Genomic DNA, 21,116 nt, shown 5'->3' with positions numbered 1-21,116 from the left:
GTTTCTCAGGCGCCGACCTTCTCCGGCTCCTCCTGGGCGGACAGCGGCGCCGCGACCTCCTCGAGCGAGCGGTTGGCGGCCTCGACCCCGACGAAGATCTCCACGATGCCCGCGGCGATCATCAGGACGGCGCCGAGCAGGTAGCCGTCGCTCACCGCCGACTCCTTGCCGGTGTCCACGAGCCTCCCGAACAGGGCCGGGCCGATGATGCCGCCCAGCGCCGTGCCGACCGCGTAGAACGACGCGATCGCCATGGCGCGGGTCTCCATCGGGAAGATCTCCGACCCGGTGAGGTACGCGGAGCTGGCACCCGCCGAGGCGAAGAAGAACACGATCACCCAGCAGATCGTCAGGGTCGTGGCGGACAGGTGCCCGCCGCGGAAGAGGAGCGCGGTGCCGATCAGCAGCAGCCCGGAGAGGATGTACGTTCCCGAGATCATGATCTTGCGGCCCAGGCGGTCGAACAGCCGGCTCAGGACGAACGCGCCGAAGAAGTTGCCCAGCCCGATCGGCACGAGGTACCAGCCGGTCCGGTCGTCCGGCACCTTGAAGAACTTCGACAGCACCAGCGCGTACGTGAAGAAGACGGCGTTGTACAGGAACGCCTGCCCGATGAACAGGGCCAGCCCCAGGACCGTCCGTCGGGGGTACAGCTTCACGGCCGTCCGGACGATCTCGCCGAAGCCCACCGTCCGCCGCTGCCGGATCTCGATCGTCTCCTCCGGCTCGTCGAGCCGTTCGCCGCTCTCCTCCGAGACGGTCCCCTCGATGCCGCGGACGATCCTCTCGGCCTCCTCGTCCCGGCCGTGGATGAACAGCCAGCGCGGGCTCTCCGGCACCATCCGCCGTACGAACAGGATGCCGACGCCGAGCAGCGCGCCGATCCCGAACAGCAGCCGCCAGCCCACGTCCTTCGGTAGCACCGAGGCGTTCAGTACGGGCACGGACATGAGCGCGGCGAACGTCGTCCCCAGCCAGAACGAGCCGTTGACCACCACGTCGACGGTGCCGCGCAGCCGCGCGGGGATCAGCTCGTCGACGGCGGAGTTCACCGCGGCGTACTCGCCGCCGATGCCGGTTCCGGTGACGAACCGGCAGGCGTAGAACCAGATCGGATTGAACGAGAAGGCGGTCGCCACGGTGGCCAGCAGATAGACCGCGAGCGTTATCAGGAACAGCTTCTTGCGCCCGAACCGGTCCGTCAGATAGCCGAAGAACAACGCGCCGGCGCAGGCCCCCGCGACGTAGCACGCGGCACCGAGCCCGACCTGGGAGTCGGTCAGCCCGAGGCCGCCGGCCTTGTCCGTCAGCCGGGGCCCGATGACGCCCACCACGTTCACCTCGAGGCCGTCGAGGATCCAAACGGTCCCCAGCCCGAGGAGGATCAGCCAGTGCCAGCGTGCCCAGGGAAGTCGATCGAGCCGTGCGGGGATGTTCGTCTCGATCGTTCTGCCGTTTTTCATGGGGGGCTTTCTCCCCTATAGAGCGATTTCATGCGCGAACATGTCGCGACCAGCGCCGATGCGGCGACGGATTAGGCCGGGCCCGGCCGGGTAGCGCTTGGACATGCGCATCGTGGTGACCGGGGCGACCGGGAATGTCGGGACGAGCGTCGTCGAGGCGCTCGGCCGGGACGCGGACGTCGACTCGGTGCTGGGGCTGGCCCGGCGCGAGCCCGACTGGACGGCTCCGAAGACCGAATGGGCGGCCGCCGACGTCGTGACGGCCGACCTCGTGCCGCTGTTCCGCGGCGCGGACGCGGTGATCCACCTGGCGTGGGCGTTCCACCCGACCCATGACTCCGCGGCGACCTGGCGGACCAACGTCATCGGGAGCACGCGCGTCTTCGACGCCGTCGCCGCGGCGGGCGTCCCCGCCCTGGTGCACGCCTCGTCGGTGGGCGCGTACTCCCCGGGTCCCAAGGACCGCGCCGTCGACGAGTCCTGGCCCACCCACGGCTGGCCCGGCGCCTCGTACACGCGCGAGAAGGCCTACCTCGAGCGCGTCCTCGACGCCTTCGAGGGCGCCCACCCCGACCGCCGGGTCGTACGCCTGCGCCCGGGGTTCATCTTCAAGCGGGAGGCCGCACAGGAACAGCGCAGGATCTTCGGCGGGCCGCTGGTGCCGAACGTCTCGGCGGGGCTGCTGCCGGTCCTGCCCGACATCCCGGGCCTGCGCTTCCAGACGCTGCACACCTCCGACGTCGCCGAGGCCTACCGCCTGGCCGTGCTGGGCGACGCGCGGGGAGCGTTCAACCTCGCCGCCGACCCCGTCGTGGGCACCGCGGAACTGGCCGACCTGCTCGGCGCCCGGCGGATCCGGGTCCCGGCCACGGTCGTACGCGGGCTGATCTGGGCGGGCTGGCAGCTCAACCTGGTGCCGGCCTCACCCGGCCTGTTCGACGCCGTGATCCGGCTGCCGATCATGGACACCGGGCGGGCACGCCGTGACCTGGGCTGGACGCCGCGTCATTCGTCGCTGGACGCGCTGCGCGAGTTCTTCGAGGGACTCCGCGAGGGCGCCGGCTTCTCCACGCCGCCCCTGACGCCTCGCCCGTCCGGCGGCCGCCTCCGCGAACTCCTCACCAGCCGCCGCTGACGGCGCCGCTGGGAGTTCGTCGTTGCGCCTCCCCTGACTAGGCCGGTCCGGGGGCGTGGGAGGCGGACAGGGCCTCGATGAGACGGCCGAGCGCGGCCGGAGGGGCGGTCGCGCGGTCACGGGCGGCCCGCCGTCCCTCCTCGGAGAGGCACCACGCCCAGGCCGCGTCGAACTCCGTCACGTCCGCGTCCGCGGGCAGCACGGGCCACTCCCAGACGCCGGCCTGCGCCGACACCTTGCCGCCGCCGTCGACCGGATCGACGGCCAGCGGCGGGACCCCCGCGCGCAGCGCCAGGACCAGCCCGTGCAGCCGGGTGGTCACCACGACGTCGAGCCGCCGTACGACCGCGACGAACTGATCGGCGGTGGAGCACAGCCGCCAGTCGCGCCGATCGAGCCGAGTATCCAGGGGGAGTGCCGCGCAGTCGCGCTCGCCGAGCCAACCGGTCAGCCGCGCGGCGACGTCGTCATGGCGGCGGCGGGCGCCGTACTCTCCCTGCCCCTGCGCCAGGACGACCCCGGCGACCGGCGGGGCGCCCACCGGCAGGCCCGCCAGGTCGCGGTCCGGCTCGCCCAGGCCGTCCCGGGCCAGTACGCGGTGGAAGCCGGTGACGGCCGGGTCGGCCGGATCGATCACCGACACGCCGACCGCCACCCGGTGGCAGTCGGGGAACCGCTCGTGCAGGTCCCGGACCTGTTCGCCGTGGACGGGCCCGCACACGAAGACGAGGTGCGTGTAACGCGCCGGGTCGGCCTCCTCGAGGGACATCGCGTCCGGCCGGAAGACCGGACTCCACGCCTCGTCGTACGGCATGCCGGCCCGCGCCAGCGCGGAGGCCACGGTGTCCAGAGCCAGGGCGTCCCCGGCTGTCACCTCACCATGGACGAAGCTGAACCACCCGGTCACCAGCACGCGCATGAGTCACCCCTGCCCCGCCGCGCCAGGGTCGAGTCCGGCGCCGGCCACGAATTCTCGGCGGTCCTCCGGCGGACGCCGGCGGGCGGGCGCGGGCCGTGGCGGGATCCGTCAGCCCTCCCGGTCGAGCATCGTCTCGTCCGCGCTCCCGTCCGCGCCCTCGTCCGTGGCGGCCGACGGGGCGGTGCCGCGCGGGCGCATGGGCGTGTCGCGGGGGTCGATGGGGACGTCGCTCCTCGTCGACCCGCTGTCGTCCGCGGCTCGTTCCTCGTCGGCGGACGCCTGGTCACCGGGCGTGTCCTCCTCCATCCGGAGGTCCCGCCGGGTGGTGTCGCTCGGGATCCGGTAGCCGTCCCGGCGCGTGACGTCGCTCTCCGGCACCTTCGCCTTCGGGGGACGGGTGCCGGCGGGCTTCCCGGTCTGCTCGCCGTCGGCGCCCGGCCGTTGCAGCCTGAGGTCCCGCCGGGTGACGTCACCGCTCGGGGACCCGGACACCGGCTGCGGCGTGGGCGCCGGCTCCGCCCGGGTCGCGGACGGGTCCTCCGGCGCGCGGCCGGCCGGCGGTTCCTGCGACGAGGCGGAGCCGTCGGGGGAGTCCGGCGGCGACACGATGGTGGCCGAGGGGTCCGTCGGTGCGCCGGGGCCGTCCGGCGCATCCGACGGGGACACGAGGGTGGCCGTGCGGGCAGGTGACGCGGTGCGATCGACCGGGAGGTCCGGCGGTGACGCGAGGGTGGCCGGGGGGTTCGGTGGCGCGGCGGCCGAGAACTCCGGCGACCGTCCCGGGGCCGGGGCGGAGGCCGGGGTGGAGGCCGGCGCGGGGGTCAGGGGCGCGAGCATGCGCTGCGCGGGCGAGGACACCGCCGCGTCCGTCGTGCCGGGCCCGTCGGAGGCGCGCGTGGCCGCGTTCCACCGGTAGGTCGCCGCCAGTAGCCCGGCGAAGACCAGGAGGAACACGCCGTGCTCGACGAGCCGGGAGGTGTCACCGGCGACGCCGGCCACCACGGCCAGCGCCAGGGACTCCACCGACCACCCGGCGAGGGCGACCAGCAGCCACACGCCACGGCGGCGGCTCACGGCGAGGAGCGCCGCGATGGTGAGGAGGAACTCGCCGGCGGCGGACGCGCCCAGGAGGGCCGTGACCGTGCCGCCGCCCGCTTCGAGGAGCCGGGCGGCGTCGCGGTGGCGGCCGCTCCAGTCGAGCAGCGACGCGATCCGGGTGGCGCCGAAGACGATCACGAATACGGCCACCGGATAGTGCAGGCGGTGCCATCCGGCCGCCTTGGCCGGTGACCGTGGTCCCGCGTCGAGTTCCATCTTTTCCCCTCTCCTCTACCGCCGTCTATGACGTGCGCGCGGCCCGTGGAGTTGGCGGCACGACGGAACATCCCGGCGAAAAGCTTTCTACCGGGAGCATGCCGGTCGGGATGGGAAACCTGCCACCTGAACGGACCTTCCTCACCCCTTGCGGGTTTGCGTTCGGCAAGTTCATGCGTGTTCGGTGCTGCGGATTGCGCGCCGAGGCACCACGTGGGAATGCTGACCCTCGGTCGGAACGAATTCGTCGTTCCAGGAGGGATGAGCCCAGCGTGTCGAATGAGACCGCCGCCTTAGCGCGGACACGCATCCAATATCTCGAACGCCTCGGCGACGAGCTCCGCGGGCGGGGCTTCGCCGTACGGCTGACGGTTCCACGAGTCGGACCACCGAGCCTGCATGTGGTGAACCCACAGGTGTCGGTTCTCGCCGAGCACATCCTCGCCGAGAGCTCAGACGACGGATGGTGGTACTGGTGGTCGTGGGCCGAGCGGATCGCACGCGTCGATGATCTCGACGACACCGTCGAACGCGTACTGCGGGTGCTCGCGACAACGGGCGAGCATGACTGAGGGAAGACAGACGGTGCTGGAGGCGATGAACCCCCTCCAGCACCGGCCGTTCAGGCGCGGGGCAGGCCGAGGGTGCGCTCGGCGATGATGTTCCGCTGGATCTCGCTGGACCCGGCGTAGATCGTGTCAGCGCGGCTGAAGAGGTAGAGCCGCTGCAGGTCCGACAGCTCGTACGGTCCGGCCTCCGCGATCAGGGCCTCGTCGCCGAGGGCGGCCATGGCCAGCTCGCCGAGCCGCCGGTGCCACTCCGACCAGTACAGCTTGGTGATCGACGCCTCCGGGCCCGGCTCGCCGGCCGCGAGGGACGACAGGGTGCGCAGCGCGTTGAGACGCATGATCTCCAGCTCGATCCACGACTGGACGAGCCGGTCCCGCAGCACGGGGTCGGCGGCCGCGCCGGTACGCCGGGCCGCCGCGACCACCTGCTCGAACTCCCGCCGGAAGCCGATCTGCCGGCCGAGCGTCGAGGCGCCGCGCTCGTAGCCGAGGGTGGCGAGGGCGACGCGCCAGCCGTCGCCGGGGGCGCCGAGGACGCAGGCCGCGTCCGTGCGGGCGCCGTCGAAGAACACCTCGTTGAACTCGCCGGTCCCGGTGAGCTGGACGATGGGGCGCACCTCGACCCCCGGCTGGCGCATCGGCACGAGCAGGTACGACAGGCCGTGATGGCGCTTCGAACCCGCCTCCGTGCGACAGAGGACGAAGCACCAGTCGGCCAGGTGCGCGAGGGAGGTCCAGACCTTCTGCCCGGTGATCACCCACTCGCCGCCGCGCGGTTCCGCGCGCGTCTGCACGTTGGCCAGGTCGGAGCCCGCCTCGGGTTCGGAGTAGCCCTGGCACCAGAGCTCGTCGCCGTACCGGATCGGCGGCAGGAACCGGCGCCGCTGCTCCTCGGTGCCGAAGTCGATGATCGTGGGCCCGATCAGGCCCTCGCCGATGTCGCCGACGCGGTGGGGGGCGTTCGCGCGGGCGTACTCCTCGTGGAAGACGACCTGCTGCTCGAGTGTCGCGTCGCGTCCGCCGTACGCCTTCGGCCAGCCGAGGCAGGTCCAGCCCGCCTCGCCGAGCCTCCGCTCCCAGGCACGGCGCAGGGCGAAGCCCTCGTGTTCGCGGCCGGGTCCGCCCAGCCCGCGGGCGCCGGCGAACTCGCCGGTGAGATTCGCCTCGAGCCAGGCCCGCACCTCGGCGCGGAAGGCGGAGTCCATCAGCCGTCGAAGCGGCCGTAGGAGCCCTTGTAGAAGACGAGCGGATCGCCGTCGTGGTGCTTGTCGAGGTGGTGCACCTGGGCGACGACGATGACGTGGTCGCCGGCGACGTACTCCGCCTCGACGGAGCACTCCAGCCAGGCGAGCGCGCCGTCGATGACGGGGCTGCCGCCGGGGGACTCGGTCCATTCGAGCCCGGCGAACTTGTCCGCGCCCTTCGTGGCCAGCTGCAGGCAGACCTCGCGCTGGGGCGCGGAGAGGATGTTGACGCAGTGCCGGCCGGCGCCGCGGAGCCTGGGCCAGGTGGAGCTGGTGTGGGCGACGCAGAAGGAGACGAGGGCGGGGTCCAGCGACACGGAGGTGAACGAGTTGGCGGCCAGGCCGGTGGGCCGGCCGCTCTCGGGGTCGATCGCGGTGATGGCGACCACGCCGGTGGCGAACCGGCCGAGGATGTTGCGGAAACGCATCTTGTCGATGTCGGCGACCTGCTCGGCCGTGGCCGGGCGGGCCGCTCCATCGGGCGGGCCGGGTGCGCGCCGTGGCGTGTTCTGGCCGGAGGATCGCGCGGCCGGACCCCGGGGGATCGGCGTGGCGGCGGTCGCGCCGTCGGGCATGACCGGATCCTTTCTCTTAGCCAAGCGCTTGCTTGGACGATAGGTGGCGGCCTGATGAAGTGTCAAGTTGACCGGCCACCGCCCGTGGTCCGCCTCAATCAGTAAAACGCCGCTACCTCAGTCTCATTCCGGGCGAGGCCGAAAATCCGCCCAAAGTCCTAGGCCTCAAGTGTGGGCCGGTGAACCGGTCATCGCCTCGGTCATTCCGGTCGGAACGGGCGATGACCTGCGAGTTCCGGCGCCGATCATTGACAGGGCGGCCGGGCGGGCTCTACCGTCCAATGGTCTTGACCGAGCGCTTGGTGGGTGGAAGGCGGCGCATGGGACTGCGGGACCGGGCGGCGATCGCCGGAGTCGGGTACACGCCGTTCAGCAAGGACTCCGGCGTCTCCACGCTCACCCTCGCCATCGACGCGATCCTCGCCGCCCTGGACGACGCGGGGCTCGGCGTCGACGACGTCGACGCGCTGGCCACCCACCGCGTCGGCGACTCGACGCCGCCCTGGGTGGTGGCCCCGGCGCTCGGCGTCCCGGAGGTGCACTGGTACCTCGACCAGTTCGGCGGGGGCAGCGTCTCGCACGCGGTGATCGGGCAGGCCGCCATGGCGGTCGCCGCCGGCGTCGCCCGCACCGTCGTCTGCTACCGCGCGATCAACGCCCGCTCGGAGTTCCGCATGGGCGGCACCGGGCGCGGCGTCGCGCCGGTGTTCGACGCGCAGTACCAGGCGCCGTACGGCCACTTCGCGCCGCCGCAGCAGTTCGCGATGTTCACCCGCGCGCACATGATCAAGTACGGGACGACGCACGAGCAGCTCGGCGCCATCGCCGTCACCCAGCGGGCCCACGCCGCCGGGAACCCGCGGGCGCTCAAACGCGACCCGATCACCATGGAGGACTACCTGGCCTCGCGGTGGATCGCCGAGCCCCTGCGCCTGCTCGACTGCTGCCTGGAGACGGACGGGGCCTGCGCGGTCGTCGTCACCTCCGCCGAGCGCGCCCGAGACCTCGCCGCCCCGCCGGTCCTGATCTCCGGCGCCGTCTGGGGCGGCGGCGACAGTCTCCTCTCCGGCCAGGGCGGCGACTTCACCGTCTCGGAGGCCGCGCGGATCGCCCCGCGGCTGTACGCCATGGCGGGCGCCGGCCCGGAGGACGTCGACGTCGCCGAGCTGTACGACTGCTTCACCTACTCGGTGCTCGTCCAGCTGGAGGACTACGGGTTCTGCGCCAAGGGGGAGGGCGGGCCGTACGCCGCCTCCGGCGCGACCCGGCTGGGCGGCCCGCTGCCGGTCAACACCCACGGCGGCTTCCTCTCGGAGGGCTACGTGCACGGCATCAACCACGTCGCCGAGGCCGTCGCGCAGCTGCGCGGCACCGCCGGCGACCGCCAGGTGAGAGGCGCCGAGGTGGCGTTGTCCACGGCCCAGCCCGGCTACGTCCTGGCCGGCACCTCCGCGCTGATCCTCCGGGCCGATCGATGAGTCTCGGCGGGCGGCCGAGGCCGCAGCCCGATCGCGACTCCGCGCCGTGGTGGGAGGCGGTCCGCCGGCACGAGCTGCTGGTCCAGGAGTGCGGCGACTGCGGAACGCTCCGCTTCCCGCCCCGGGCGATCTGCGGCCGCTGCCGGTCCCGGCGGAGCGCCTGGGCGCCGGTGCGCGGGACCGGCCGCGTCGCGAGCTGGGTCGTGAACCACCAGGTATTCCTGCGCGCCTTCGCGGACGAGGTGCCCTACGCCGTGCTGCACGTGCGGCTCGACGAGGCCGACGACCTGTTCATGTACGGCGACCTGACCGGCGCGGACCCCGCCGACGTGACGCCGGGCATGCCGGTCCGGGCGGTCTTCACGGACGTCGACGACGATCTGACGCTCGTCCGCTGGCGCCCCCGCTGAGACGTCCCCACCGGCCCGCGGCGCCATCGCCGCCGGTTCCACCGCGGCGTCGCAGCCGGTTTCGCCGCGGCTCCCCGCCACGCCGAGGTGACGGTTTTCGCCGGGTCGGTGTGTCGCATTGAGGCTGATCCGGTATTTTCGTCAACGGCCTGTGCCACCGCACGCCTCCGCAGCTCGCAGGCGTCAGCCGACCGCGACGCTCTTCATATCGCCCCGCTTTCCCGTAGCCCAGGAGGCTGCTTGTTCTTCGGCATCATCCTCGCGTTGATCGCGACGGTCCTGTACAACGCCGGCTTCGTCCTCGAGAAGCGGGCGTTGCGCGACCTGCCCAAGATCAGCGCGCACCGGGTGGGCCATCTCGTCCGTGTCCTGTGCGGCAGCCGGGCCTGGGTGACCGGCTTCCTCGTCATGGGGATGGGGCTGCTCTGCCAGCTCGGGGTGATGTCGCTGGTCCCGCTCAGCGTGGGACAGCCGATCCAGCTCGCCGGCCTCGCGCTCCTGGTGGTCTTCTCCGCGGTGTTCCTGGGGGAGCGCACCACGCCGCGCGAGTGGACCGGGCTCGGCGTGCTCGCGCTGTCGCTGCTGCTGGTCTGCCTGTCGATGGAGCCCACCCGCCTCGGCCTGCACGCGGGCACGGGCGTGCTCCTCGCCGTGTCCGCCGGGACGGTCGTCGTCGCCATGGGCGCGTTCCTCGCCGCGATCCGCTCGGGGCGGCGCACCGGCCGCCCGGTGCCCGGAGTGCTGTACGGCGCCGCCTCCGGCCTGCTGTACGGCGCGGGCGCGCTGCAGACCAAGGGTGTCGCCGGCTTCCTCGCCGACCACGCCGGCGGCGTCATCGGCCGCACGCTCGCCTCGCCCTACCCCTACCTGTACGTCCTGATGTCGGGCGCGGGCCTGCTGCTGTTCCAGACCGGGCTGCAGCGCGGCCGCGCCTCGATCGTGGTGCCCGTCTCCAGCGTCGTCGGCAGCGTGTACACCGTCATGGCCGGCACGGCGGTGTTCGGCGAGCCGCTGCCGGAGGATCCCGTCCGCCTCGTGCTGCGGTCGGCCGGGTTCGCGGCGTCGATCGTCGTCGTCGTGCTGATGCCCCGGCACGACGAGGAGCCCGTCGAGGTGCTCGGCGCCCCGGCCCTCGTGACCTCCGACCAGGCGGGCTGAGACCCAGGGCCCATCTCGAAGCCCACTGTCCTACCCAGGTCCTAGCGGATCCGGGCGCGGAGCGCCCGCTTGTCGACCTTGCCGTTGGCGTTCGCGGGCAGGGCGTCGACGATCGTGACGCGCCGGGGAACCTTGTAGTTGGACAGGTGCTCGCGCGCCCAGGCGACGATCTCGGCCGGTTCGACCGGGGCCGAGGGGACCACGAAGGCCCATCCGACCTCGCCCAGCGTCTCGTCGGGCACCGCGACCACCGCCGCCTGGGCGACGGCGGGATGGTGCAGGAGCAGCGCCTCGATCTCCGCCGGGTACGCGTTGAACCCCCCGACGATGAACATGTCCTTCTTCCGGTCGACGACCGCGAGGTTTCCTTGCGCGTCGAGCGCGCCGACGTCCCCGGTGTGCAGCCACCCGTCGGCGTCGACGGCCTCGGCCGTCCGCGCGGGGTCGTCCCAGTAGCCGCGCATCACGCCGTACCCGCCGACGAGGATCTCTCCGCGCTCCCCGGCCGGCAGGTCCTTCCCGTCGTCGTCGACGATCCGGACCGTCACGCCCGGCACGGGACGCCCGGTGGTGGCGGCGATCACCTCGACCGGGTCCCCGGCGCGTGTCATCGACACGACGGTGCCCTCCATCAGGCCGTATGCGTTGATCACCCGGTCCAGGCCGACCCGTTCGACCAGCCGCCGGATGAGCTCCGGAGGCACCGCCGTCGCCCCGCAGATCGCCACCCGCAGGGACGACACGTCCCGGCCGTCGGCCTCCTTCAGGATCCGGTGGAACAGTGTCGGCGGCCCCGCCAGGACGCTGATCCGGTCCCGTTCGATCAAGTCCAGCAGCGGGTCCGGCGCGAACACCGAGATCGGCGTCATCGTCGCGCGCCTCAGCAGGCAGGCCAGCAGCCCGGCGTTGATCCCGAACCCGTGCGAGAACGGCGCGATGATCGGATACCGGTCGCCCGCGCGCAGCGTGACGATCGACGCCCAGTCCCAGTAGCCGCGCAGCAGTTGCGCGTGGTGCAGCATGACGCCCTTCGGCGTGCCCGTCGTGCCGGACGTGGCCATGATCTCGGCGAGGTCGTCCGGGCCGACCGCCAGCGCGCGCTCCTCGGCGTCCGTGACCCTCTCGCCGCCCGCGAGCAGGTCCTCGTACGCGAGGGCGGGCGGGGGCGCGCCGGTCCCGGGGAGCGTGACGACGTGCCGCAACTCCGGCAGGTCGCCGTACGGCCGCTGGCCGACCGGCCCGCCGCAGACCTCTCTCAGCGCGCCGGCGTAGGAGAACCCGAGGAATCCCTCGTCGATGAACAGGACCCGCGCGCCGGTCCGCCGCAGCAGGGCGGCGGCCTCGATCCCGCGGAACCGGGTCGACAACGGCGTGACGATCGCCCCGGCGTCCCAGACGCCGCAGGCGATGACCACCCAGGAGGCGGAGTTCGGCGCCCACACGGCGACGCGGTCGCCGGGCCCGACGCCGAGGGCGGCCAGCCCGCGGGCCACCCGCGCGGCCTCCTCCCGGAGCGCGCGCAGCGTCAGCGTCGCGGCGCCGTCCACGACGACGACGTCACCGGGATGGCGTGCCGCCTGGTCGCGCAGCATCCGCGGGATGGTCTCCCAGTCCGGTACCGGTTCCATGGCACACGCCTCCGCTCCTGTGGGTGGGGAACGGCCCGCCGTCACTCCGAGACGGCCGCCCTGTCCCGGCCCAGGTGGTGTCCGCGCAGATCGGTCACGGTTCCGGGCCGGGCCTGCTCCGCGACGTCGTCCTCGACGACGACCTCGACGGCGATCGGGGTGATCGCGACGAGGGCCTGGTGGATGCGCGACCGCCACATCGGGTTCTTCACGAGCGTCGTGCGGTTGAAGGTGACGTGCAGCGCCGCGGCGTCGAGGGTGCCCGCGCGGGACACGCGCAGGTCCCAGCGGGCGATGCCGTCGATCCGGGCCAGGGCCGCCGCCACCCGCGGGATCGAGAGCCACCGTCCCCGCACGAGGATGTGCTCGCCCACCGTATGGCCCGGCGGGGGGACACCCGCGCCCCCGGTCAGGCGCACGACCTGCCCGGTGCGCAGCGTCGCGCCGGCCAGCGTGGAGTGCCAGGCGGGCGTGATCACGATCTCCGCCGCCCCGGCCTCGTACGGCGGTTCGAGCAGCACGTCCTTGCCGATCGGCGCCACGCCCAGTAGCCCCTCGCGGGCCGGGGTGTACGCCGCGTCGCGCGCGGTCCGGTGGGCCACCGGCAGGCCGAAGAACGGATCGGCGTACAGCTCGCCGACCTCGGCCCCGAACTCCGACGCCAGTTGCGCGTACGTGCCCGGCGAGGGGATCTCCCCGGTGAGCAGGATGTGGCGCAGACCGAGGTCCAGCGGGTCGAGGAGGAACTCCAGATGCAGGCGAGCGAGCAGGTCCATCGCGCCCGCGGGCGTCGCGAGCAGCGTGGTCGCCCGTACCGCCTCCAGGGCGTGGTGCAGGCGGAGACGGCCGCGCGGCCCGGGCGCGGCGGTGGCCCGGGCGACCTCGGCGCACGCCTGCGCGATCAGGGTCCCGGTCGCCTCGCCGTCGTTGTTCAGCGCGACCACGACCCGGTCGCCGGGGCCGACGCCGGCGGCGCGCAGCGTCGTCGCCGCGAGGTCCAGCGCGGCCGCGCGGTCCTCGGCGGTCAGCGGCAGGACCACGTCGGCCTCGGGGGAGACGAGGAGCAGCCCCGCCGCGTCACGGCCGGCCGGGAGGGCGTCGCGGGAGAGCCAGGTCACCCCATCACCTCGTCCATGAACAGCCGCATCGACGCGGTCACGTGCTCGCCCGCCAGGCCGCCGACCTGGGCCTGGAGGATCAGGTCGGTGGCCCCGGCGGCCTGGACGCGCTCGACGGCCTTGCGGGAGCCCTCGACGTCGTCCACGACCACCATGTGGTGCTCGCGGAGGGTCTCCATGGCATCCTCGGGCGGCAGGCCGGCGGCGAGCTGGCCCAGCACCCGGTGGGTGGCGTGCCGGGCGTCGTAGTAGTCGGGGGGAGTGACGAGGTTCACCTGGCGCCGGATGTACCAGAGGACGGCGTCGGCGGCCGCGGAGACGGCCTCGTCCTTCGACTGCGCGACGTGCCAGGGGATCATCAGCGCGATCCGCCGGGTCTCCGGGTCGAATCCGCTGCTCGCCAGGCACTTCTTGTACTCGGCGATGTCCTCGGCGACGTCGTCGAGGCCCTTGAGCATGGTCATGCCGAGCAGGTTGTAGCCCTTGCGGGCCGCCGCGAGGTAGCCGTCCAGCGAGGTCGAGGCGACCCAGACCGGGGGGTGGGGCTCCTGCGCCGGACGCGGGTAGACCGCGACGTCCGGCACCTCGAAGAACTCGTTGGACCTGGTCACCGGCTCGCCGTCGGCGGTCCAGATCGCCAGCACCGCCTCGAGGGTGTCCTCCCAGATCCGCCGGGACCGCTCGAAGGGCCGCTGGAACGCCTGGTACTCCAGCGGGGACGCTCCGCGCCCGGTGCCGAACTCCACGCGCCCGCCGCTGAGGACGTCGAGGGTGGCGACCCGTTCGGCCGTGCGCACCGGGTGCTGGAACGGCAGCAGGACGACGCCCAGGCCGAGGTGGATGCGCTCGGTCCGCTGGGAGCAGGCCGCCAGGACGAGGTCGGGGGCGGAGGAGTGGGAGAACCCGCGCGTGAAGTGGTGCTCCACGAACCACGCCGTGTCGTAGCCGAGGCGGTCGGCCAGGACGACCTGGTCGATGACGTTCTGGAAGGCCCGCTGCTCGACGTCGCGGGTGCGCCCGCGCACCTCGAGTTCGTAACCCACGCTGACCCGTAGGGACATCACGCCTCCGGCAGTCTGTTCGACCAAGCGCTCGCTTGGGAAGCGTAGCAGCGAGATCGTACGGCAACAAGGCGGGTGCGACGGGTCAGGCGGACTCGGCGGACTCCGGCGCCCGGGCGGCCCGCGCCGCACCGGCCGCCATGAGCGCGCCGGCCGGCGGCGTCTCCACGCCGTCGAGCGCCCGGCGACCCCGGATCCAGGACAGGTCCTCGTCGCCCATCTTGATCGCGAGCCAGGCGAGCCAGCCGGCGCCGATGACGGCCCAGAAGGCCGCGAGCCGGTAGAGCGCCACCGCCGCCCCCGCCGGAACGGCCCGCGCGCCGAACGCGACCAGCGACGCGGTCAGGCTCGCCTCGATCGCGCCGAGGCCGCCCGGCAGCAGGGGAACCATGCTGCCGGCGGCCTGGGCGGCGTAGTAGGCGAGCGCCGCGGCGTACAGCGACGTGTGCACGCCCACCGCGCGCCCGGCGGCCACGAGGGAGAGGATGTCGAAGGACCAGTTCAGGACGGCCATCAGGCCGAGGACGCCCCAGTCGAGGGTGCTCAGGCGCAGCGCGCCCCGGCCCTGCCACATCTCGGTGAGCGGTGCGGCGAACCGGTGCCGCAGCAGCGGCCCGAACACGCGCAGCGCCAGGCCGTTCATCGCGGCCCGCCGCCACCTCCACAGCAGGGCGGTGGCGCACAGCGCGGCGGCCAGGGCCACCAGGCCGGTGACCGCCGTGGACCGGGAGTGCGGCTCGGCCACCAGGGCCGTGAGACCCACGACGGCGTACCCGAGGTTCATCACCACGCCGCCCACGACGATCACGGCCGTCGCCAGCCGTGGCGTCGCCCCGGCCCGCCGGAACCGGCCGAACGTGAACGCCACGCTGACCGCCGGGCCGACCGGAAGTGTGGTCGACAGCGCGTTCCCCGCGTAGGTGATCTGCAGCGCCCGGGGCAGCGGCAACCGGACCCCGCCCGCCCGCAGCAACCGCCGCTGCACCCGTGCGAACATCGCCATCGACGCCAGTTGCGCGAGCACCATCACGACCAGCCACCAGGGATCGGCGCCCGTCGCGACGGACCACAGTGCACCCGCGTCGGGCAGGCTCCCGCGGAACGCCCAGGCCGAGACGCCGACCGCCCCGAGCATCGCCGCGCGTCCCGTCCGGCGCGGCCATCGACGGCGCGCCGGCGGGCGCGGCCCGGGCGGGGGATCGCCGGGCCTCGGGGGGATATCGCTCACAGGGGGCACCTCACGGGGGGATCCATGGAGCCAACGAGCCGCGCGCGGGCCGGCATTCCCCGGCGTCGGTTCCGCAGGGGGGCGGAAGTGTCTCAGGTCACCGGCCGGCGGCCCGCGGCATGATCTCGTCGAGGTGCCGGCGCAGCGCGGCCCGCAGACCCTCCGCGTCGAGACGGCCGGGCTGCAGGACGGAGTGCAGCGCGAGCCCGTCGACCAGCGCGTACAGGCGCTCGGTCTCGGTGTCCGCGTCGACGCCGTCCCGCAGGACGCCGGTCCGCTCCGCCGCCGTGAGCACCTTGTGGACGAGTTCGCGGGTCTGGTCGTACAGCCGCTCGGCGTACGGCCGCAGTTCCTCGCGGGTGCGGGCGCTCACGGTGAAGGCCAGCCACACCTCGGTCTCCTCGCGCCGCTCCGCGTCGAGGGGCAGCAGCTCGGCGAGCGCCGCCTCGAAGGCGGCGACGTGCCGGTCGGCGGAGGCGCCGGGGCCGGGCCTGTCGCGCACATGCTCCAGCAGGCGCGCGCCGACGCGATCCACGAAGTGCCGCATCGCGAAGATCATGATGTCGGTCTGGCCCTCGAAGTAGTGCCGTACCGAGCCGACGGCCAGACCGGCCTCGGCGGCGACGTTGCGCAGGGACGCGTGCTCCAGCCCGTCCCGGCGGGTGACGCGGAACACGGCCTCGGCCACCTCGTGGCGGCGGGCCTCTGGATCGACCTTCTTCGGCATGACGCCTTTGTAGCACCACCGTGCTAAATTCTTTGTAGCAAGGTCGTGCTAAATAAGCTCGGCCGGAGAGGACGCGTCATGGGGACCGTCATGCATCTGCTGATGATCAGATTCGCGCTCGTCGTGGGAGGAGTCGTGCTGCTGGTCATCGCCGGATTCACCGTCGCGGTGACCATCGAACGCCGCGGCAGGTGGCAGGAGGCGCGTCGGTACGTCGAGCCGCTCCTCCGGGCGCTCGCGCGGGAGGATCGGGACGGCCGTCCGGCCGGGGTTCCTCCAGGCCGGCGGAGCGCGCGCGGCGGCGCCCGCCGCGCGGCGGCCCGCACCCTCCTGGGATACCTCGAAGACCGTCCGGCGCGGGACGGGAAGGGGACGGGCCGGTGAGCCGGGGCCTGCCGGTCCTGTCGTCCGGAGGCACCCGGGCCGTCGCGGACGGAGACGGAGACCGGGTCCTCCACGAGCTCGCGATGGACTACCTGATCAAAGGCGTGATCGTCATCGTCGCCCTGGTCGTCCTCTGCCTCGTGCTGGTGATCGTCTACCGGAGGGTCGGCAGGTAGTCACAGCGCCAGCGCGGCGGCGAGCCGGGCGCGGTGCGCCTCGGGCGTGCCGAAGAGCCGGGCGGACGCGGTCGCCCGCTTGAGGTGCAGGTGGGCGTCGTGCTCCCAGGTGACGCCGATGCCGCCCAGGATCTGGATCGTCTCGCCCGCCGCGTGCAGGTACGCCTCGGCGCAGTACGACCCGGCGAGCGCGGCGTACACCGGGAGGCGGTCCGGCTCCTGATCGGCGACCCGCGCCGCCTCGTACGCCGCGGACCGCGCGGACTCGACGCGCAGGAGCATGTCCGCCAGCTTGTGCTTGATCGCCTGGAACGAGCCGATCGGCCGGCCGAACTGGACCCGCGTCCGCGCGTGCGCGACGGCCGTCTCCAGGCAGCGCCGGGCGCCACCGGCCTGCTCGGCGGCGAGCGCGCTCAGGGCGACGTCGCGTACCCGGCTCAGGTCGCCGTCGATCCGCTCGGCCGGAGTGCCGTCGAACCGCAGGCGCGCCAGCCGCCGCGTCTGGTCGAGGGTCACGTGCGGCGTCCGCGCGACGTCCGCGCCACGCACCGCGTACACCCGGCCGGCGACCGCGCAGACGATGACCTCGGCGAGGTGCCCGTCGAGGACGTACGGGGCGGTGCCGGTCAGCCGGTCGTCCTCCGCCGTCAGGTCCCCGTCCAGGACGACGGTCCCGATCACGGAACCGTCGGCGATCCCGGCGAGCAGACACCCGTCCCGCACGGCGTACGCGGTGAGCACCGCGGCGGCGAGATAGGGGACGGGGGTCAGCGCCCGGCCCAGCTCCTCGCAGACGACGGCGAGTTCGGTGAGCCCGCGACCCGCTCCGCCGTGCTCCTCCGGGACGGCCAGGCCCGTGAGCCCGAGCTCCCCCGAGAGCCGCCGCCACAGCGCCGCGTCGTGCGCGGCCGGGTCGGCCATGAGTCTTCGGACGGCAGGAGGCGGGCACTCTTCGCCCAGGAACGCGCGGACGGCCGCCCGCAGGTCGTCGAGTTCGTCGCTCACGAAACGATGATAACCAAACGCTTGCTAGGTGGTCGACGGTCAGTAGCCGCGGGTGCGGCGGGCAGCCGGGCGGGCGCCGCGACCGGAGACCCCGAGACCCACCCGCTGGAACGCGCGCACGAACTCACCGCCGAGGTTGACGCCCGCCCCGAGGGCCAGCGCCACGGAGATCCCGCCGATCAGGCTCAGCACGCCGTCCTGGGGGAGCCCGAGGTTCAGTTCGATCATCCCGCGGTACAACGCCGTGCCCGGCAGCAGCGGCGCGATCGCGGGCACGATGTACGGGAGCGCCGGCTCGTGACGGCGGCGGGCCAGGAGGTTCCCGAGGAGTCCCACGATCACCGCGCCGATCGCCGAGGCGAGCACCGGCGTCACGCCGGCCCCGCGCGCCAGGACGTACACCACCCAGATCAGCGCGCCACCCAGCGCGGCGGCGGCGAGCGCGGCGCGCGGTACGGCGAGGGACAGCGCGAACGTCAGCGACACCGCCGCCGCGGCGATCACCGTGACCGGCAGCAGAGACGCCGGCGCGGCGGGCAGGTCGCCCACGTCCACCGGGATCCCCAGGCGCACGGCGGCGTACACGACCACGCCGAGACCCGAGACGATCGCCGCAACGATGAAGAAGACCTCGAGCAGCCGGGCGCCCGCGCTGATGAGGTCGCCCGTGATGCCGTCCTGGATGCTCGCGACGAGGGGCCGCCCCGGCAGCAGAGCCAGGACGGCGCCGGTCACGATCGCCGAGGCGTGGGCCGGGGCGCCGACCGCGATCACCAGCGACGCGGCCGCCGCGCCGATCCCGGCGGCCACCGTGAACTGGAAGAACTCCGCGACACCGCGACGCGCCAGGGCCGCGGCCGTACGGTCGCCGAGGATCGTCGCCACGAAGGCCGTGCCCGCGCCGAGCGGCCCACCGCCCACCATGACGTTGGCGGACGCGGCGATCAGCCCCAGGCCCACGACCATCAGCCACGGCGGGTACGGCGGCGGCATCCGCTTGATCTCCGCGAGCCGGCGGTGCGCCTCCTCGACGTCGAGCATGCCCAGGGACGCCTCCTGTACGAGCGCGTGCAGGGCGACCAGCCGCCAGTAGGCGGGGAAGCGGCGCCGGATCGCGCGCCCGCCGGTCACCGGCATCGCGCCGTTACCGGGGTGGACGTTCACGGTGATGACGGTGAATGTCACCGCGACGTCCGGGCGTGGCAGTTCGTACGCGACCGCGAGGCTCAGCATCGACTCGTTGACGCGCTCGGTGGCCTCACCGCTGGCCAGCAGCAGCTCGCCGACGCGCAGGACGAGGTCGAGGGCACGGGGGGAGACGGAGTCACCGGGTTCCTCTTCGAGCGGTTCGGCGGGGATCTCGCCCATCAACGTCCGCCACGTCTCTCGCAGTCGATTGCCCGAAACGCCCATGAGTCGGCCTGTAACCCCCAATATCGGTCGTCCGGGGAAGGCTATCCGTACGCGCGGAACGGTCCGCACGCCCCCGACGGGCGGCGCCGAACGGACGGCCGGTCCTCCCGCAGGCCCGGACCGCCGGCCCGGTCCAGCGGTTCGGCGAGAGCCCGCAGGCTCGCGGGGCGGCCGGTCCAAAGGTTCGGCGAGAGCCCCCGGGCTTGCGAGGCGGCCGGTCCTGCCTTCGGCGAGAGCCCGCCGGCTCGTCGCGGGCGGTCGATCCTCCGCCTCGGCCGGTGCCGTTGGACTCGCGAGGCCCCGGCCCCCGGCGCGGTGGGCGGTCAGCCCTCCGGTTTGGGAGACAGGGTGCCCGCCGGGAGACCCGGGAACGCCTGCGCCGGCGACGCGCCCCGCCAGCGGACCGCGCGCACCGTGGCCTCCTGCATCGCCTGGGCGGCGTAGCGGCGGAGATTCGGGTCGCTCACCCCCGCCAGCACCGCGTAACCCGCGATCACGCCGTCCTCCAGCGTGGCGGCGAGCCGCGCGGCGGTGCTCGCCGAAGTGACCTTGAACGGCAGCCGGTAGGCGGCGGCCGCGGCCACCGGACGGCCGCCGGCCGCCTGGACGTAATCACGCAGGCGATCGCGCCGGCTCCGGTGGGCGTTCCAGATCGACTTGACGTTCTGCTGCTGCGCCGGAGAGACGTGACCGCCGAGAACGCCGTACCCGAAGACCGCGACGTGCTCGGCGGCGAGCGCCGCCTGCAGCGCCGCGACCGTCTCCGCGGTCACGGGCCCTCCTTCGTCGGGGAGGTGACCAAGGGTGCTGTGCCGCCGGTTCCCTCGCTGCGTTCGGTCACGGGCCCTCCTTCGTCGGGGAGGTGACCAGGAGGGCTGCGCTCATGGTTCGTTCGCTCATGAGGTGGCTCCGGTGAGGGACTGGGCGTGGCCGGCCTCGCAGGCGCCGATGCAGGCGAGCAGCTGGGCGAGGCCCGGGGTGGCCCGCCGGACGTCGTCGGCGCGGGCGCTCGCGGCCTTGCGCTCGGCCGCTCGCAGGGCCGCGAGCGCGCGGGACTCGCTGTCCGGCGCCGTCGCGGTCGCCCGTGGGCTCGGCGTGGTGGTGCCGGTCGTCGTGCCGGGGACATAGTGACGCCGCAGGACCGCCAGGTGCTGAGTGTGGTGATCGTGGAGCGGTCTCAGCCGCTCGGCCAGCGACCGGTGCGCGCCGAGCACCGCCTCGTACAGGGCGATGAGGGCCGCCTCGTTCTCGATCGCTGCGGTGAGGACGGACACGTCGGGGCCCGGCGGGGGCGCCTCCGCCCGGCCCACGGTGGTGCATCCGGTGACCGTCGCCAGCACCGCGGCGGAGCCGCCGAGCATCGCCGCGCGCCGCGTGGGAGCCGGGAACCGCAGCGCGTCCAAGCGTGCCTCCAGTTCGTGATCTCTTGCACTCCGCTGCGCAAGCATTCCACAAGCGTGTACCCGCCTGCTGGCGATGCGGGCACCTGGCCCCTCCGGCTGTGGATAGTCTTGGGTGCGGAGTGGACGCATCGGGCGGCCACCATTCCATCAGGCATGAAGGAGGCCCACATGAGCGTGGACGGCCGCCGTGGCAGCGCTCAGGCGGGCCGGCGCGGGTCCGGGCACGATGCACGGGCCGCGTTGATGCGACTGCTCGATCCTGTGGTCGCCGGTGCCGGGTTCGACCTGGAGGACGTCATCGTGACCCCCGCCGGCAAGCGCCGGCAGGTGCGGGTCATCGTCGACGCCGACGGCGGAGTGAGCCTCGACGACGTCGCGGATGTCAGCCAGGAGATTTCGAGGACCCTCGACGAAAGCGACGCGATGGGCTCCGCGCCCTACGTCCTCGAGGTGACCTCGCCGGGCGTCGACCGGCCGCTCACCCAGCCGCGGCACTGGCGGCGCGCGGCCGGCCGTCTCGTCCGCGCGGTGCTCTCCGAGGGCGGAGAGATCACCGGCCGGGTCATGAGCGCCGACGACACGGCCGTCGTACTGGACAGTGACGGCCGCGAGCGCCGGTTGGGCTACGACGAGCTCACCCGCGGACTGGTCCAGGTGGAGTTCAACCGCCGGGGCGACGACGCCGCCGCCGGCGACGAGGACTAGGGG

The 21,116-nt window shown here is 73.5% G+C and carries 22 protein-coding genes; 8 read left to right on the top strand and 14 right to left on the bottom strand.

What is annotated here, in order from left to right; all coding sequences use genetic code 11:
- Positions 1 to 5: 5 nt before the first annotated feature.
- Positions 6 to 1,463, bottom strand: a complete 1,458-nt coding sequence (locus NE235_RS16190) for an MFS transporter (RefSeq protein ID WP_252803586.1) — start codon at positions 1,461 to 1,463, stop codon at positions 6 to 8.
- Positions 1,464 to 1,566: 103 nt separating this feature from the next.
- Here NE235_RS16190 and NE235_RS16185 point away from each other — a divergent pair, with 103 nt between their 5' ends.
- Positions 1,567 to 2,598: an SDR family oxidoreductase gene (locus NE235_RS16185; RefSeq protein ID WP_252803584.1), complete on the top strand. Its 1,032-nt coding sequence runs from the start codon at positions 1,567 to 1,569 to the stop codon at positions 2,596 to 2,598.
- Positions 2,599 to 2,635: 37 nt separating this feature from the next.
- Here the strand turns inward: NE235_RS16185 and NE235_RS16180 are convergent, their stop codons facing one another.
- Positions 2,636 to 3,517, bottom strand: a complete 882-nt coding sequence (locus NE235_RS16180) for a polysaccharide pyruvyl transferase family protein (protein ID WP_252803582.1) — start codon at positions 3,515 to 3,517, stop codon at positions 2,636 to 2,638.
- Positions 3,518 to 3,625: 108 nt separating this feature from the next.
- The gene (locus tag NE235_RS16175) at positions 3,626 to 4,831 is read right to left on the bottom strand and encodes a hypothetical protein (protein WP_252803581.1); all 1,206 of its coding nucleotides are present in this window, start codon (positions 4,829 to 4,831) and stop codon (positions 3,626 to 3,628) included.
- 272 nt (positions 4,832 to 5,103) lie between these two features.
- Here NE235_RS16175 and NE235_RS16170 point away from each other — a divergent pair, with 272 nt between their 5' ends.
- Entirely contained in the window at positions 5,104 to 5,403 is a 300-nt protein-coding gene (locus NE235_RS16170; protein WP_252803579.1) for a hypothetical protein, read from the top strand.
- A 50-nt stretch (positions 5,404 to 5,453) separates the two neighbouring features.
- Here the strand turns inward: NE235_RS16170 and NE235_RS16165 are convergent, their stop codons facing one another.
- Positions 5,454 to 6,605 (bottom strand): acyl-CoA dehydrogenase family protein, encoded by a 1,152-nt coding sequence (locus NE235_RS16165; RefSeq protein WP_252803577.1) that lies wholly within the window; start codon positions 6,603 to 6,605, stop codon positions 5,454 to 5,456.
- The gene (locus tag NE235_RS16160) at positions 6,605 to 7,219 is read right to left on the bottom strand and encodes a flavin reductase family protein (protein WP_406567588.1); all 615 of its coding nucleotides are present in this window, start codon (positions 7,217 to 7,219) and stop codon (positions 6,605 to 6,607) included. The genes NE235_RS16165 and NE235_RS16160 overlap by 1 nt, the downstream gene beginning before the upstream one ends.
- 320 nt (positions 7,220 to 7,539) lie before the next feature.
- Here NE235_RS16160 and NE235_RS16155 point away from each other — a divergent pair, with 320 nt between their 5' ends.
- The 3 genes from NE235_RS16155 (at position 7,540) to NE235_RS16145 (ending at position 10,265) form a co-directional block, all read left to right on the top strand.
- Positions 7,540 to 8,697: a thiolase C-terminal domain-containing protein gene (locus NE235_RS16155; protein WP_252803576.1), complete on the top strand. Its 1,158-nt coding sequence runs from the start codon at positions 7,540 to 7,542 to the stop codon at positions 8,695 to 8,697.
- Positions 8,694 to 9,107 (top strand): Zn-ribbon domain-containing OB-fold protein, encoded by a 414-nt coding sequence (locus tag NE235_RS16150; protein ID WP_252803574.1) that lies wholly within the window; start codon positions 8,694 to 8,696, stop codon positions 9,105 to 9,107. The genes NE235_RS16155 and NE235_RS16150 overlap by 4 nt, the downstream gene beginning before the upstream one ends.
- 240 nt (positions 9,108 to 9,347) lie before the next feature.
- On the top strand, positions 9,348 to 10,265 hold the full coding sequence (locus NE235_RS16145) for a DMT family protein (RefSeq protein WP_252803572.1): 918 nt from the start codon (positions 9,348 to 9,350) through the stop codon (positions 10,263 to 10,265).
- Between the two features lie 41 nt (positions 10,266 to 10,306).
- Here the strand turns inward: NE235_RS16145 and NE235_RS16140 are convergent, their stop codons facing one another.
- From NE235_RS16140 to NE235_RS16120, 5 genes are all read right to left on the bottom strand, one after another.
- Complete coding sequence (locus tag NE235_RS16140) at positions 10,307 to 11,893, bottom strand: AMP-binding protein (protein ID WP_252803570.1); 1,587 nt, start codon at positions 11,891 to 11,893, stop codon at positions 10,307 to 10,309.
- Between the two features lie 41 nt (positions 11,894 to 11,934).
- A complete protein-coding gene (locus tag NE235_RS16135) occupies positions 11,935 to 13,011 on the bottom strand; it encodes a phenylacetate--CoA ligase family protein (RefSeq protein ID WP_252803568.1) in 1,077 nt (358 codons plus the stop codon).
- Complete coding sequence (locus NE235_RS16130) at positions 13,008 to 14,075, bottom strand: LLM class flavin-dependent oxidoreductase (RefSeq protein WP_252803748.1); 1,068 nt, start codon at positions 14,073 to 14,075, stop codon at positions 13,008 to 13,010. Before NE235_RS16130 ends, NE235_RS16135 begins: the two co-directional genes overlap by 4 nt.
- A gap of 82 nt (positions 14,076 to 14,157) precedes the next feature.
- Entirely contained in the window at positions 14,158 to 15,207 is a 1,050-nt protein-coding gene (locus NE235_RS16125) for a lysylphosphatidylglycerol synthase transmembrane domain-containing protein (RefSeq protein ID WP_252803566.1), read from the bottom strand.
- Positions 15,208 to 15,397: 190 nt separating this feature from the next.
- Positions 15,398 to 16,027: a TetR/AcrR family transcriptional regulator gene (locus NE235_RS16120; RefSeq protein ID WP_252803564.1), complete on the bottom strand. Its 630-nt coding sequence runs from the start codon at positions 16,025 to 16,027 to the stop codon at positions 15,398 to 15,400.
- Between the two features lie 78 nt (positions 16,028 to 16,105).
- Between NE235_RS16120 and NE235_RS16115 the strand changes: the two genes are divergently transcribed.
- The gene (locus NE235_RS16115) at positions 16,106 to 16,411 is read left to right on the top strand and encodes a hypothetical protein (RefSeq protein ID WP_252803562.1); all 306 of its coding nucleotides are present in this window, start codon (positions 16,106 to 16,108) and stop codon (positions 16,409 to 16,411) included.
- On the top strand, positions 16,408 to 16,587 hold the full coding sequence (locus NE235_RS16110; RefSeq protein ID WP_252803560.1) for a hypothetical protein: 180 nt from the start codon (positions 16,408 to 16,410) through the stop codon (positions 16,585 to 16,587). The genes NE235_RS16115 and NE235_RS16110 overlap by 4 nt, the downstream gene beginning before the upstream one ends.
- Here NE235_RS16110 and NE235_RS38195 read toward each other — a convergent pair whose 3' ends face one another.
- The 4 genes from NE235_RS38195 to NE235_RS16090 form a co-directional block, all read right to left on the bottom strand.
- The gene (locus NE235_RS38195) at positions 16,588 to 17,592 is read right to left on the bottom strand and encodes an acyl-CoA dehydrogenase family protein (RefSeq protein WP_252803558.1); all 1,005 of its coding nucleotides are present in this window, start codon (positions 17,590 to 17,592) and stop codon (positions 16,588 to 16,590) included.
- Between the two features lie 39 nt (positions 17,593 to 17,631).
- Positions 17,632 to 18,960: a threonine/serine exporter family protein gene (locus tag NE235_RS16100; RefSeq protein ID WP_252803556.1), complete on the bottom strand. Its 1,329-nt coding sequence runs from the start codon at positions 18,958 to 18,960 to the stop codon at positions 17,632 to 17,634.
- A gap of 368 nt (positions 18,961 to 19,328) precedes the next feature.
- A complete protein-coding gene (locus tag NE235_RS16095) occupies positions 19,329 to 19,778 on the bottom strand; it encodes a ferritin-like domain-containing protein (protein WP_252803554.1) in 450 nt (149 codons plus the stop codon).
- 123 nt (positions 19,779 to 19,901) lie between these two features.
- On the bottom strand, positions 19,902 to 20,408 hold the full coding sequence (locus NE235_RS16090; protein ID WP_252803552.1) for a hypothetical protein: 507 nt from the start codon (positions 20,406 to 20,408) through the stop codon (positions 19,902 to 19,904).
- Between the two features lie 243 nt (positions 20,409 to 20,651).
- Here NE235_RS16090 and rimP point away from each other — a divergent pair, with 243 nt between their 5' ends.
- Positions 20,652 to 21,113, top strand: a complete 462-nt coding sequence (gene rimP, locus NE235_RS16085) for a ribosome maturation factor RimP (protein ID WP_252803746.1) — start codon at positions 20,652 to 20,654, stop codon at positions 21,111 to 21,113.
- Positions 21,114 to 21,116 lie beyond the last annotated feature (3 nt).

Origin of the sequence: Actinoallomurus spadix (assembly GCF_024055725.1) — a bacterium.
Classification (GTDB): domain Bacteria; phylum Actinomycetota; class Actinomycetes; order Streptosporangiales; family Streptosporangiaceae; genus Actinoallomurus; species Actinoallomurus spadix.
Note: the sequence above shows the minus strand (reverse complement) of the source record. Positions and strands in the feature narration are given on the sequence as shown.

Excerpts from the sequence above, each read along its gene's own strand:
- NE235_RS16190 (WP_252803586.1), bottom strand. The coding sequence starts at position 1,463 with ATGAAAAACGGCAGAACGATCGAGACGAACATCCCCGCACGGCTCGAT.
- NE235_RS16185 (WP_252803584.1), top strand. The coding sequence starts at position 1,567 with ATGCGCATCGTGGTGACCGGGGCGACCGGGAATGTCGGGACGAGCGTC.
- NE235_RS16180 (WP_252803582.1), bottom strand. The coding sequence starts at position 3,517 with ATGCGCGTGCTGGTGACCGGGTGGTTCAGCTTCGTCCATGGTGAGGTG.
- NE235_RS16175 (WP_252803581.1), bottom strand. The coding sequence starts at position 4,831 with ATGGAACTCGACGCGGGACCACGGTCACCGGCCAAGGCGGCCGGATGG.
- NE235_RS16165 (WP_252803577.1), bottom strand. The coding sequence starts at position 6,605 with ATGGACTCCGCCTTCCGCGCCGAGGTGCGGGCCTGGCTCGAGGCGAAT.
- NE235_RS16160 (WP_406567588.1), bottom strand. The coding sequence starts at position 7,219 with ATGCCCGACGGCGCGACCGCCGCCACGCCGATCCCCCGGGGTCCGGCC.
- NE235_RS16155 (WP_252803576.1), top strand. The coding sequence starts at position 7,540 with ATGGGACTGCGGGACCGGGCGGCGATCGCCGGAGTCGGGTACACGCCG.
- NE235_RS16150 (WP_252803574.1), top strand. The coding sequence starts at position 8,694 with ATGAGTCTCGGCGGGCGGCCGAGGCCGCAGCCCGATCGCGACTCCGCG.
- NE235_RS16140 (WP_252803570.1), bottom strand. The coding sequence starts at position 11,893 with ATGGAACCGGTACCGGACTGGGAGACCATCCCGCGGATGCTGCGCGAC.
- NE235_RS16125 (WP_252803566.1), bottom strand. The coding sequence starts at position 15,207 with ATGCTCGGGGCGGTCGGCGTCTCGGCCTGGGCGTTCCGCGGGAGCCTG.
- NE235_RS16120 (WP_252803564.1), bottom strand. The coding sequence starts at position 16,027 with ATGCCGAAGAAGGTCGATCCAGAGGCCCGCCGCCACGAGGTGGCCGAG.
- NE235_RS16115 (WP_252803562.1), top strand. The coding sequence starts at position 16,106 with ATGGGGACCGTCATGCATCTGCTGATGATCAGATTCGCGCTCGTCGTG.
- NE235_RS16100 (WP_252803556.1), bottom strand. The coding sequence starts at position 18,960 with ATGGGCGAGATCCCCGCCGAACCGCTCGAAGAGGAACCCGGTGACTCC.
- rimP (WP_252803746.1), top strand. The coding sequence starts at position 20,652 with ATGCGACTGCTCGATCCTGTGGTCGCCGGTGCCGGGTTCGACCTGGAG.